Annotated in this window: 10 protein-coding genes; 2 read left to right on the forward strand and 8 right to left on the reverse strand. The window is 72.6% G+C overall.

What is annotated here, in order from left to right; genetic code table 11:
* Positions 1–33 precede the first annotated feature (33 nt).
* Both ACWIBS_RS07520 and ACWIBS_RS07525 read left to right on the forward strand, forming a co-directional pair.
* Positions 34–1,761, forward strand: coding sequence for a cation:proton antiporter (locus ACWIBS_RS07520; RefSeq protein ID WP_376128284.1), 1,728 nt, complete (start codon positions 34–36; stop codon positions 1,759–1,761).
* A gap of 46 nt (positions 1,762–1,807) precedes the next feature.
* Positions 1,808–2,290 carry a recombinase family protein gene (locus tag ACWIBS_RS07525; protein WP_376128286.1) on the forward strand — a complete coding sequence of 161 codons (483 nt, stop codon included), beginning with the start codon at positions 1,808–1,810 and terminating at the stop codon, positions 2,288–2,290.
* 5 nt (positions 2,291–2,295) lie between these two features.
* On the opposite strand, the gene ACWIBS_RS07530 is transcribed toward ACWIBS_RS07525, so the two are convergent.
* The 8 genes from ACWIBS_RS07530 to ACWIBS_RS07565 are packed head-to-tail and all read right to left on the reverse strand — an operon-like array spanning position 2,296 to position 12,776.
* A complete protein-coding gene (locus tag ACWIBS_RS07530) occupies positions 2,296–3,018 on the reverse strand; it encodes a hypothetical protein (RefSeq protein WP_376128288.1) in 723 nt (240 codons plus the stop codon).
* Positions 3,015–4,646 carry a serine/threonine-protein kinase gene (locus ACWIBS_RS07535; RefSeq protein ID WP_376128290.1) on the reverse strand — a complete coding sequence of 544 codons (1,632 nt, stop codon included), beginning with the start codon at positions 4,644–4,646 and terminating at the stop codon, positions 3,015–3,017. Before ACWIBS_RS07535 ends, ACWIBS_RS07530 begins: the two co-directional genes overlap by 4 nt.
* Complete coding sequence (locus ACWIBS_RS07540) at positions 4,643–6,067, reverse strand: FHA domain-containing protein (protein WP_376128291.1); 1,425 nt, start codon at positions 6,065–6,067, stop codon at positions 4,643–4,645. Before ACWIBS_RS07540 ends, ACWIBS_RS07535 begins: the two co-directional genes overlap by 4 nt.
* Positions 6,064–6,876, reverse strand: coding sequence for a PP2C family protein-serine/threonine phosphatase (locus ACWIBS_RS07545; RefSeq protein ID WP_376128293.1), 813 nt, complete (start codon positions 6,874–6,876; stop codon positions 6,064–6,066). The genes ACWIBS_RS07540 and ACWIBS_RS07545 overlap by 4 nt, the downstream gene beginning before the upstream one ends.
* Positions 6,873–8,195 (reverse strand): RDD family protein, encoded by a 1,323-nt coding sequence (locus ACWIBS_RS07550; protein ID WP_376128295.1) that lies wholly within the window; start codon positions 8,193–8,195, stop codon positions 6,873–6,875. Before ACWIBS_RS07550 ends, ACWIBS_RS07545 begins: the two co-directional genes overlap by 4 nt.
* Complete coding sequence (locus tag ACWIBS_RS07555) at positions 8,192–10,561, reverse strand: transglutaminase-like domain-containing protein (RefSeq protein WP_376128297.1); 2,370 nt, start codon at positions 10,559–10,561, stop codon at positions 8,192–8,194. Before ACWIBS_RS07555 ends, ACWIBS_RS07550 begins: the two co-directional genes overlap by 4 nt.
* Positions 10,558–11,805 carry a DUF58 domain-containing protein gene (locus ACWIBS_RS07560; RefSeq protein ID WP_376128314.1) on the reverse strand — a complete coding sequence of 416 codons (1,248 nt, stop codon included), beginning with the start codon at positions 11,803–11,805 and terminating at the stop codon, positions 10,558–10,560. The genes ACWIBS_RS07555 and ACWIBS_RS07560 overlap by 4 nt, the downstream gene beginning before the upstream one ends.
* Positions 11,805–12,776, reverse strand: coding sequence for an AAA family ATPase (locus ACWIBS_RS07565; protein ID WP_376128299.1), 972 nt, complete (start codon positions 12,774–12,776; stop codon positions 11,805–11,807). The genes ACWIBS_RS07560 and ACWIBS_RS07565 overlap by 1 nt, the downstream gene beginning before the upstream one ends.
* Between the last annotated feature and the right edge of the window lie 12 nt (positions 12,777–12,788).

Here is a 12,788-nt window from a genome sequence, read left to right on the forward strand (position 1 = left end):
GATCTCGACCGTACCGCGCCGTAGGCTCTCGGCATGGCAGAGCTGATGAGCCCCCTCGTCCTCATCATCATCGGCGTCGTCGTGATCGCCGGCGCCACGGCGGTCGCCCCCAAGCTCAACATCGCCGGCCCCCTCATCCTCGTGCTCGTCGGGCTGGGGGTGAGTCTGCTGCCGTTCGTGCCCCCGGTCGCCGTCGACCCCGAGATCATCCTCGTCGGGGTGCTGCCGCCGCTGCTCTATTCGGCCGCCGTCTCGCTGCCGGCGATCGAGTTCCGGCGCGACCTCGGCCACATCGCCGGCCTGTCGGTGCTGCTGGTCATCGTCAGCTCCATCGCGCTCGCCTTCTTCTTCGTCGCCGTCATTCCCGGGCTGCCCTTCCTGCTCGCCCTGGCACTGGGGGCGATCCTCAGCCCGACCGACGCCGTCGCGACGTCGATCGTCAAGCGTCTCGGACTCTCGCGCCGCGTCGTGACGCTGCTCGAGGGCGAGAGCCTGCTCAACGACGCGACATCGCTCGTGCTGCTGCGCACCGCCATCGCGGGCGTCGCGCTGGCCGGAGTTCCGGCCGGCGGCTTCATCGGCGCGTTCGTGTGGGGCGTCATCGTCGCCCTCATCGTCGGCGGGCTCATCGGCTACCTCAACCTGCGTCTGCGCGCGCTCGTGCGCCACTCCGCCGCCAACACCGCGATCGGCTTCGTCGTGCCGTTCGCGGCCTACCTGCCCACCGAACACCTGGGCGGGTCGGGTCTCGTCGCCGCGGTCGTCGCCGGCATCGTGACGGGACAGGGCTCGGTGCGGTGGTTCACGCCCGAGCAGCGCCGATCGGACGACCTCAACTGGCGCACGGTCGAACTCATGCTCGAGGGCGCCGTCTTCCTCGTGATGGGGCTCGAGCTCAAGGACATCCTCGCCCACAACATCCGCAGCGACCACGGTGTCGGGCACGGACCGCTCCTGGCCCTCACGGCGCTGGGCATCGTGCTCGTCGTGCGCGGCGTCTACGTGTCGGTGCTCGTCTGGCTGCAGAGCCGGCGGGCCCGCGGCAAGCGGAAGGAGAAGCTGCAGCGGCTGAGCGATCGCATCGACCACGCCGTCGCCGAGCACGAAGCGGCGCGTCACCCCGACGCGCCACCGCATCACGCGCGGCGCCTCGTCGCGGCCCGCCGGCGCATCACGCGGGCCTTCGCCGACCTCGCCTACTATCAGGCGGCGCCGCTGGGCTGGAAGCACGGCACGATCATCGTGTGGGCCGGCATGCGCGGCGTCGTGACGCTCGCCGCGGCGCAGACGCTCCCCCGGGACACCCCCGAGCGCCCCCTGCTCATCTTCGTCGCCTTCCTCGTCGCGGTCGGCAGCCTCATGCTGCAGGGCTTCACGCTGCCGTGGCTCGTGCGGCTGCTGCGCCTCGAGCCCGCGTCCGGCGACGGCGCCTCAGCGCACGATCGGCGGCGACTCGACGACGAGCTGCGCAGCGCCGCGGCGGCCGCCCTCTCGCACGACGCCCTGACACGACGCGACGGCAGCGCCTTTCCCGCCGGGATGCTCGAGCGCATGCGCGCGCGGCTGACTGAGCCGCCCGACGAGGACATGTCGACGATGAGCGGCGACCTGCTCGATGTGCGCCTGACGATGATCGAGGCGATGCGGCGCAGGCTCATCGAGCTGTCCTCGGGCGGCGAGTTCAGCACGCCTGCGCTGCGCCACGCGCTCGCCGAGCTCGACGCCGACGAGCTGAGCGTGCGGTTGCGCCTCGACGAGTGACCCCGCGCCGGAAGTGGGCGACAATGGACGGGACCAAGGGAGCACCATGAGCGACATCATCGATGCGGATGCCGCGATCACGACCCGGGCCGAGCCGACGCCGGGTCCGGACACGAGCCCGGTCACCCTGCCGCACGCGGCGGCGGAGTGCCCCAAGTGCTTCAGCGAGCTGCGCGCCGAGCGCGACTGGTGGCAGGCCCGACCGTCGGGATCCCGCCTCGTCGGTCTCGTCGTCGCCCGCGACGACATGCCGTCGGTCGTCGAGCAGCGAAACGAGCTCACGCGATTCGGCGTGCCGATCGAGGGTTTCCGCCACCCCGCGCCCGAGACGATGGAGACGTGGGAGGAGCGTCTGCACCGCCTCGTCGGCCGCCTCGAGTCGGGCGACGTGCTCGTCGTCGCGAACGTGCACGCCCTCGGCCGCAGCATCGACGAAGAGACCCGCACGGTCGCCGAGCTGCGTCGGCGCGGCATCATGGTCAAGGTGCTGGGCCTCGGCGGCCGGCACCTCTACGACACGGGACGCTGACCCGGTCAGCTCTCGTCGTCGGCGTCGCGCGCCTCGTCGAGCAGCGCCAGATCCTCGCGGGTGACCAGCCGCGCCGCCATCGCGTGCTCCACGAGTCGCACCCGGCGGTTCGTCGCGTACGACCGCACGCCTCCGCGCATCCCCGGCACGCCGATGCGGTCGAGCTTGTCGCACACGTTGTCGAGCTTGCGGTTGAAGCGGGTGAGCGTCCAGCCCAGCCGCTCCGCCGCCTGCGCCGAGGTCGGCAGCTCGCTCATGCCGGTGCCCTCGCGGCGCAGGACGGGCTCGGCGAGGGCGAGGATCATGAGCCGCTGGCTGAGCGTCAGCGGCACGTCGCCGATCGTGCTGAGTCCGTCGCCCTCGTCGTCGTCGATGCGCACCGTCTCGCGGAACGCCGGCTCGCTCGAGGTGACGGTCAGTTCGTAGGTCGTGGGTCCGGCGCTGAAGATGATCGACGTCTTCGCGAAGACGAGAGGCAGTCGCGCTCCGGGGGCGAGCCAGGCCTGCACGCGTCCGCCGGAGTCGGTCACCGTCGCCGACAGCCGGCTGCCGACGTTCGAGAGCAGCCACAGTCCCTCGACGCGCGAGATGGTCAGGAAGTTGCGGTGCAGGAACAGGTTGTCGTCGATCGCGAGGTCGCCCTCGCGGCCGACCGTGAACTCGGCGTCGGGCGAGACGGGGAAGACCTCGCCGGCGAACTCGACGGTGAGCGGGGCGGGCGCGCTCACGGCGTGCACTCGGTGACAGCCTGCGACGAACGACCGTTGTCGCGCACCGTGAACAGTTCGATGCACGTGCGACCCGACGGATCGGCGGGCACCGTGACGCTCGTCTCGGTCGTGCTCTCGGTCGAGGCCTCTGCGCCGATGCTCACGACCGACCACAGATAGTGGTCGCCGTCCTTCGGGTCGGGGTTCGTCCAGGTGAAGGTCACGTCGTCGGCGTTCGCGACGGCCGTGACGTCGGCGGGTGCGGGCACGACGACCGAGACGGGGTCCTGCGGGTCGGCGGAGGTCTCGGGCGGCGGCGGGGTCGGCGTGTTCCCCGAGAGGATTCCCGGCAGCGACACCCCCACGATGATGGCGGCGAGCACGATCAGGACACCGCCGCCGATCGACCAGCCGAGGACGGCACGGCGCGACCGGGCCGCGCGCGGCGGTTCGGATGCTGCGGGCGGAGGCGGGGCGAGCGGCGGTGACGCGGGCGGCTCGGCGGGCGGAGCGGGCTGGGCGACCGGCCGGCGCATCGTCGCGGTCACGTCCGTCGCGGGCTCGGCGGGGGCCGACGGCGCGCGCAGCATCGTCTCGTCGACGCCGGGTGCGAAGGCCGCGACGGCCGGATCATGCCGCGGCTGTGCCGGTGCGGTCGCGGCCGAGGGTCGGGTGAGCCCCGCCGCGGGCGAGGTCTCGGGGTTGATGCTGACGACGCCGCGCACACGGGTCAGGCCGTCGTCATCGTCTTCGACGACGTCCTCTTCGGGCAGCGCGTCATCGAGGATGTCGATCGCCGTCACGGCGTGCGACAGCTCGATCTGCACCTTCTGCAGGGCGCGCGCGAACCCGAGGGCGGACTCGTAGCGGTCGGCCGGGTTCTTGGCCATCGCGCGTTCGAGCACCCACTGCAGCGACGCGGGGGAATCCGTCCTCATGAGCGCGGGGAGGGGCTCGGTCTCGATCCGCTGGATGAGGTCTGCGGCCGTGTTGCGCTGATCGGGCTGTTCGAAGGGCGACCGCCCCGCCAGCAGGGTGTACACCGTCGCGCCGAGCGCGTAGACGTCCGAGCGCGGCGTCGACTGCGGCGCATCGGCGAACGACTCCGGCGGCGACCACGGGATCGACAGGCCCGCGGACTCCGCCGCGGCGGCCGTCGTCGACGCGATGCCGAAGTCGGTGAGCGCCGGTCGGTTGTACTCGGTCACGAGGATGTTGGCGGGTTTGATGTCGCGGTGCAGCACCCCGGCGCGGTGCGCGGTCTCGACGGCGGCCGCGACCTGGACGCCGACCCGCAGCGATTCGGCGATCGAGAACGGCTCGCGCCGGTACCGCACCTGCAGGTTGGGCTTGGGGCAGTACTCCATCACGAGATAGGGGCGGCCGTCGTCGGCGACCCCGGCCTGATAGATCGTGACGATCGCGGGATGCGTCGAGAGCATCGCCATGACATTCGCCTCGGCGGTGAACTCCGCCACCGAGCCGCTCGAGATGCGATCCAGCAGCAGCACCTTCACCGCGACGCGGCGGCGGGGCAGCTGCTGCTCGTAGAGGTAGACATCGGCGAAGCCGCCGGATCCGAGCACGTCGACATACGTGAATCCCGGCAGATCCGGCGGCGCCATGGGCGCGCGCTTCGCGCTCATGCGGTCTCCTCGACCGTGACGGTGATCCCGTCGCCGAGATCGAGCAGGTCGCCGCTGACGACGACGGTCGCCTCGCCCGGGTGCAGCCGCACGGGGTCGGCCCCGGCCCGGTGCAGGATCGTGCCGTTGGTCGTGTTCAGGTCGGTCGCCACGATGCTGTCGCCCTCGACCCGCAGTTCGAGGTGGCTGCGCGAGATGTCCTGTTCCGGGCTCGCGACCGCGACGAGGTGCGGCAGATCGGTGCCGACGACGCGCGTCGATCGCGGCCGGCGGCCGATCACGACGGTGCGATCGAGCAGCAGCTCCTGCCCCGTGGACAGACGGATGCGACCGGGCGCGGTGCGCCGCGGTGGCGCGAGCGGCGGCGGCATCGAGTCGGAATCCGCCGCGCCGCGCAGTGCACGCGCCTGCGCGAGCGAGATGGTCTCACCGTCGTGATCACCCGCGGCGGGTGCCGGGGCGGGTCCGGTCGCGTCGGTCGGGCGCACGACCGTCGCCGCCCAGACGCTGTCGCCCTCGGCCGGGTCGGCAGAGGTTTCGGCGGAGGCGCTGTCGCCCGTGACGGCCGCGCGCGCGAAGGTCGAGTCGGCGGGAAGGAGCGTGTCGGCTCCGGCCATCGTGACGGCGGCGGAGTCGATGATCCCCGGCGCCTCCACTGCCGCGGGAGTCGCCAGCGCCCCGGCCTCGGCCCCGGCCGCGGCCGCGGGCTGGGCCTGGGGCTGGCCCTGGGCCTGGGCCCCGGCCGCGGGCTCGGGCTGGGCCTGGGCCTGGGGTTCCGGTTCGACCCCGGGTTCAACCCCACCCGCGTCCGGGGTTTGGGGCGGATTCGCGTCGCGACTCGCCGCGCCCTCCGGCGTGTCCGTGCCCGAACCCGCCCCAAACCCGGCTGCGGGAGGCGTGGCAACACGCGCGGCCTGGGGCTCGGGCGTGGCGCCACGCGCGGCGTGGAGCTCGGGCGGGGCCACCGGCGCAGCATCCGCCCCATCGAAGGTGACCGTGACGGCCGACACCAGCACGATGCCGTCGCGGATCGGGTACTCGACGGGCGCATCGTGCTCGGCCGTCACGATGTTCGCGCGGACCGCACCGGGGATCGTGCGCTCGGTCCATGTCGTGACCGTCGCACCCGAGAGCTCTTCGACGCCGGTCGCCGTCTCGACGGTGAGCTCGAACGCCCCCCGCACGACGGCACGCACGCTGTCCTCTTCGGCGAGCACGACGGCGAACGGCGGGATCGCCGCGAGCGATGTGCCGAACGCACCCGTCAGGGCCTCGATCACGGCGGGGAGCCCGCGGCCCGCGTCGGCCTGACGCCAGACGCTCTCGAGCAGCGTGATGGGAACGTCGGCGCCCAGCACGACGAGCCCGCGGCCCGTCACCACCGCCTGCCACGGTCCTGGCGCGTATCGTCCGACGATCATCGCCGACCCCCTCCTGTCCCGACACGGGGTCGGGTGTCCTCGTCGACGTCGTCATCGCCGTCGTCGGCGGCGACACCGCGGTGCACCGCGACGGCGTCGACGACGATCGCGGTGATGTTGTCGCGACCGCCCTGCAGCATCGCCTCGTGCACGAGGCGGGTCGCTGCCGCCTGCGGATCCGATTCCGCCCGCAGGACGGTGTCGATGCGCTCGCTGCTCAATTCCCCCGACAGCCCGTCGGAGCACACGAGCACCCGGTCGCCGACCTGTGCCGGGATGACCCAGTAGTCGGCCTCTGCCGAGCTGCCGCCGCCGATCGCGCGCGTGATGACGTTGCGGCGAGCGTCGACGGCCGCCGTGGCGGCATCGAGCTGTCCGCTGTCGATGAGCTCCTGCACGACCGAGTGGTCGACGCTGATCTGGTCGAACTCGCCGTCGCTGAGCAGATAGGTGCGCGAATCCCCCAGATTGAGCGTGAGCCAGCACCCGACGCCGTCGACGTCGGCGATGACGACTCCCGTGAGCGTCGTGCCGGCGCCCGCGGCCGCTTCCGGAAGTTCGTCGACGCGGCGCCGCGCGGTGTCCAGTGCCGTGCGCACTTCGCGCATCGACAGGCTTCCGCGTCCCGCGAGAGTCGAGAACTCGGCGATGACGGCGGCCGATGCGACTTCGCCCGCCTGGTGTCCGCCCATGCCGTCGGCGACGAGGAAGAGCGGGGATGCCGCGAGGTGCGAGTCCTCGTTGATCGGACGGCGCAGGCCCGGATCCGTCGCCGCACCGGCGACGACCTCGACGATGGGCACACTCACGCGTCGCCCCCGACGGTGGCGCGGCGATCACCGAACTCGAGCACGTCGCCGGGGCGCAGCGCCGTCTGCACGCCCGGTGCGAGCACCTGGCGCCCGCCGTCGCGCACGAGCGTCGTGCCGTTGGTCGAGTGGCGATCGGCGACGTACGGACCCGCCGCATTCGATCCGATCTCGAAGTGGGTCTTCGACAGCGACAGCGTCTCGTCGCGGACGGACGCCACGACCGCCCCCTCTTCGCGGCCCGGATTGCGCCCGAAGAGCGTGCGTGTGTACACGGCGGTGCGGGTGCCGTCGTCCCACACGAGCACGGCGACCGTGCGGGCCGGGGTCGCGGCGCGCGTTTCGTCGATGTCGATCTCTTCCGAAACCGGCCCCGGCGTCGAGACGCGCGGCGGCGCGAGGTAGGCGGGCGGCGGCACGGGGGGCGTCGCCGAAGCGGGGGCAGCGGCGGGAGTCGGAGCCGTTGCGGGCGGCGGTGTCACGGGCGCCGGAGCCGCAGGCGCGGGAGCCACGGGCGCCGGAGCCACGGGTGCCGGTGCCGCGGGCGCCGGGGATGCCGCGCCACCGGTCGGGTCGATCGTGATTCCGGGCACGAGCGAGATCATGCCGTCGCCCGACGCGGCCGAACGGAACGCGGGCGCGACGGGCTTCGGAGCAGCCGACGGGTACGCCGGCGCCGGCGGCGGTGTGAACTCGCGCGGCGGCAGCGGCGGTGGCGGCGGCACGGCGGGCGCCGCGGGGCCCGGAGCGGGCATCGGTGCGCCCGCGGCGCCCGGAGCGGGCGCCGGCGTGGCCCCGGGTCGCGACGGCGTGCGACCGTCAGACCGGTCGGCTCGGGCGACGGCGTCGACGACGACGGCGTTCACGACCTTGTCGTGCCAGCCCTGACGCCGCACCGGGTCGAAGAGGGGCGTGAAGTAGCCGACGACGATGGACCCTGCCAGCCCCCAGATGATGTTGCGCAGCAGCGCGCGGCCGAAGCCGAGGGGGGCGCCGGTGGTGGCATCCCGCACCTGCACGCGCATCAGACGTTGCCCCGGCGAGCCCTGACCGCCCTGCAGCGCCGTGTAGACGAGAGCCCACGCGAGGCTCGCGAGTCCGATGACGCCGTAGACGAGTGCGAGCACCAACAGGACGCTCTGGGGACTTCCGTCGGACAGCGGTAGCGCGATCGCGACGCCCACGACGGCCAGCACGACCATGATGGCGGCGCCGATCGCGCCGTCGATCGCGTACGCGGCCACGCGACGCCCGATCGATGCGAGGGCGGGGCCGCGCGGCGCGGGTGCGACCGGCGGGGCGTAGCTGGGGTGACTCATTCGGACTCCGGGGGTGGGGAGGTGTCGGCTCGTCGATCGTCGCCGTCCGGACGGGCACGGATTGTGCGAGGGGGGAGCGCGAACCGTGTGCCCGCCAGCAGCGAGCGCAGGTTCAGTCTGGCGCGCATCCGCTGCCAGAGCGAGCGGTGCGCCGCCATCCCGCCGACGATGTCGTCGACCTGACGCCAGAACTCATCGATGTCGGCCGGCGTGGGATCGGTCGGCCCGAACACCTCGAGATCGGCGCGGGTCGCCAGCGTCGCGACGCGCGATTCGGCGAACGCGTCGGCGACCGTCACCGCGTCTTCCTGGCGCGTGCCGCCGGAGTTCACGGGCGTGCCGTAGTCGACCGCGCGGTCGACGAGCTCATCCCACCCTCCGCTGATCCGGTCGGACGGCCGCTCCGCGGCTCGGCGCCGACGACGCCTGGCCGCCTTGAAGACACCGATCACGATGAACGGCGCCGCCAGGAGGGCGAGCACGCCGAGCACACCGCCGCCGATCGCCAGGATCGCGCCGAGCAGGCCGAGGTCGTTCTTCTCCTCGTCTTCGCTCTCGCGGTCGTCGGGGATCGCGATCGGCAGGTCGACGGGCTCCTGCTCGGGGGGCGGCGGCTGCAGCACCTGCGGCTTCGGATCGGCGCGCGGCTTCGTGGTCTGGTCGTTCGGCACCTGGTCCTCGGGCGGAGTCGGGTCGAACCGCACCCAGCCGGAGTCTTCGAAGGCGATCTCGACCCACGCGTGCAGTGTGTCGCCCGTCGCGGTGAAGACGGCCTGACCCGCGGCATCCTCTTCGGGATAGAAGCCCATCACGACGCGAGCGGGGATCCCGATCTCGCGCGCGAGAAGGGCCATCGCGGTCGCGTACTGCTCGTCGTCGCCGATCATCTGGTCGGCATCGACGAGGGTCAGGATCCGTTCGGCGCCGTGGCCGGCTCGCGAGAGGACTTCGCCCTCGAGCCCGTGGCTGAAGAAGCCGCCGTCGGCCAGGAAGCTCTCCAGTGCGCGCGCCTGCTCGATCGGCGTGTTCGCTTCAGCGACCGCCTTCGCGGCGATGTCGGCGAGATCCTGCGGGACGCCTTCCTGCTTGGGCAGCTTGACCGGAGCGAAGGCTTCGCCCGACAGCCGCTCGTCGCTGGGCTGGGCGGGAAGAGTCGTGTCGATCGTGTAGCCGTCACCGGTCGTGAGTCGTCCCGTGACGACGCCGGTCCGGGTCGATTCGTTGTAGTGGGCGCTGCGACGCAGGTCGTCGGCGCGCGGACCGTCGAACTGCACCTCGGCGATCTCTCCGGCGCCCGGCATCCACACGTTGTCCCATTCGCCCATGTCGAAGCGCAGCGTGACGGGCGTGCCCGCGGCATCCGGCGACATCTTGCCGCGCACGGGGCGGAAGGCGCTCGACGATCCGGCGCCCTCGTCGGACACGTTGTAGACCGTGCCGCTGTAGGCGTCCATCGTCGCGATGCGCACGCGCGCGCCCTCGGGCAGTCCCGACACCCGGAAGAGCGGATCGTCCGCCTGGTCGCGCACGAGGGCGCGGAACCCCTGCAGGGGGCTCGGGTACTCGCGGATGTCGAACGGCGGGATGACGACGTCGCGCAGCACGTAGCGCGGAGCCTCGGGGGCCGCCAGAGCGCTCGTCGCGACGCCGATGACGGCGGCGACGGCGACGACCCCGCCGCCGAGCAGGATGCGACGGGTCGCGGCAGTGCGCGACGACCCTTCGCCGTCTCCGCCGAGCGAGATCGCCGCGCCGCTGTGCGCCCACGCGGCGCGCAGCGACAGCCACGCGACCGCGACGATGGCGAACACGATGCCCTGCACGATGGGCGCGGCGGGCTCGGACGTGCCGATCGCGATCTGCACGACGAGGAACGCCGCGACGGGGATCAGCGCCCACGCGGCACGGGCGACGCGCAGCGCGAGGCTCGTCGTGAGGACCGCGGCGACGAGGGTGAGCAGGAACGGAACGACGAGGTGGCCGTCGCTCGCCGCGACGGGGGCGACCGTCGTGAGCAGTCCCTTCCACGACGTCACGGCGCCCAGGGCGAGGCCCCCGAGCGTGTCGAGGGTCGGCACGACCCCGGCGACGGTCGTGTGCGGCAGCGCGAGCGCACCGCCGAAGACGAAGTAGACGACGACCGTCGCGCCGGCGATCAGCAGCGCTCCCCAGCGCCACAGGGCGCCCAGCGACGCGATGGTCATGCCGAGCAGGGCCGCGCCGACCGCGGCGACCAGATAGGACGGCGCCGCGAACGTCGGCCAGAAGCCGGCGATGGGCACGGCGAGCAGCAGTGCGACGGCGACGAGGTCGAGGACCCATCGCCGCAGCGGCAGACGCTGCGGCGTCGTGGTCGGAGTGGTCATGCGAGCACCTTCCGCAGCGCGCCGGGGAGCTTGTCCAGGGCGCCGACCGTGAGCACGTCGGCGTCGCCGATGCGGCGCAGCGACGGGGTGGCGCCCGGCTCGGCGACGAGCGCGAGCACCCGCGCGCCGAACGGCAGGCGCGCGCACGCGCGGCGCAGCGCCGCGGCGTCGACGTTGCTGCCGCAGATGAGCACGACGACGCTCGCGAGCGGCAGCGTCGCGGCCACCGTTCCGGCGAGCTCGACGATGCCGCCTTCGCGGGGCCGGGAATGGTCGATGATCGAGAGCGAGTCGAGGAACCGCTTGCCGTTGGATGCCGGCAGCTCACGGCCCTGCACGCGCATCTCGACGCGCTGCGAGTCGCGCAGCGCGCGCAGGCCGATCGACCCGGCGATCGAGATGCCGAGCTCGAACTCGTCCGAATCGCGATAATCCGCCGCGCTGCGCGACAGGGCGATGACGAAGTGCGACCGGCGCGTCTCCTCGTACTGGCGCACCATCATGTCGCCGATGCGCGCCGTCGACTTCCAGTGCACGTGTCGCAGATCGTCGCCGGGCTGGTATTCGCGCAGAGCGTGGAACGACACATCGTCGCGCGAGAGGTCGGTCGCGGGGAGCCCCTCCAGGTCGCGCAGGAACCCGAGCGACTGGCCCGAGAACGCCACGGTGCGGGGGTGCACGAAGAGATCGACCGGCTCGTCGCGACGGTGCACGCGCTCGAAGACGCCGAGCGGGTCACCGCGCACGACGCTCACCGGCCCGACCGCGAGCACGCCCCGGCGCTGCGTCGGAATCGCGAAGAGCTCTTCGGCGGACTCTCCCGCCGCCAGGCGGCGCACGGCGAACACGCCGCGACCGGCCCCGACGGGAAGCACGACGCGCGAGGGCAGGATCGCGCGCGTGCCGGTGTTGGCGAGCGTCAGCGCCCCGACGGCGCGTTCGCCGACGACGACGCGCGTGCGGTTCAGATCGAGCGAAGCGTCGTAGGTCGTGCGACCGATGAGGAACAGGGCGCACAGCGCGACGACGGTCGCGAGCACGACAGCCGTGATCGTCAGCTCCCACCAGCCGAGCGTCTGGCCCGCGATCCAGAGCACGACAGCCGCCGCGATGAGCACCCACGCGAGCGGGCGGAACACCGACAGGATGCTGCGGACACGCGCCCACACGAGCAGGGCGACGCCCTGCGCGTGCTCACGGCGCTGCCCCACGGCAGCCGCCGGGCGGAGCGCGTCCGTCGTCATCAAGCTGCCGACCTCGCCTGCGGAGCGTCGACGGTCTCGAGCACACGGGCGATGACGGTCTCGGGCGTCGTGCCCGAGAACTCCGCCTCGGGGTCCATCACGAGACGGTGCGTCCACGTCGGTGCGGCGAGTCGCTTGATGTCGTCGGGCGTCACGAAGTGACGTCCTTGCGCGGCCGCCCACACCTTCGCGACGCGGATCATCGAGATCGAGCCGCGCACCGAGACGCCCAGGCGCGTCGCGGCATCCTCACGCGTCGCCTCGGCGAGCTGCGCCGTGTAGCGCAGCACGGCCGGCTCGACGTGCACCGTCGCGGCGAGGTCGGCCATGTCGGCGACGGCGCTCGTCGTGATGATCGCCGGCAGGTGCGCCGACGGGTTGCGGTCGGCGGACCCGGCGAGGATCTGCTCGGCGATCTCGAGGTCGGGGTAGCCGATCGAGGTCTTGACGAGGAAGCGGTCCAGCTGAGCTTCGGGCAGCTTGTACGTGCCCGCCTGCTCGATCGGGTTCTGCGTCGCGATGACGAGGAACGGGCGCCCCACTTCGTGCGCGACGCCGTCGACGGTGACCCGCGACTCCTCCATGACCTCCAGCAGCGCCGACTGCGTCTTGGGCGACGCACGGTTGATCTCGTCGGCGAGCACGATCGAGGCGAACACGGGGCCCTTGTGGAACTCGAACCGACGGGTCGCCTGGTCGTAGATCGTCACCCCCGTGACGTCGGAGGGCAGGAGGTCGGGCGTGAACTGGATGCGGCTGCTGGTGCCCTGCACCGTCGCCGCGAGGGCCTTCGCGAGACTCGTCTTGCCCGTTCCCGGTGCGTCCTCGAGCAGCACGTGCCCTTCGGCGAGCATCGCCGCCAGCACGAGTCCGACGACCTCGCGCTTGCCCATGAGGGCGCGGTCGACGTTGTCGACGAGGCGGGCGAAGGTGCCCTGGAACCAGGCCGCCTGTTCGGGGGTCATAGTCATGTGTGTCGTGTC

The organism is Microbacterium sp. NPDC055442, from assembly GCF_053644215.1.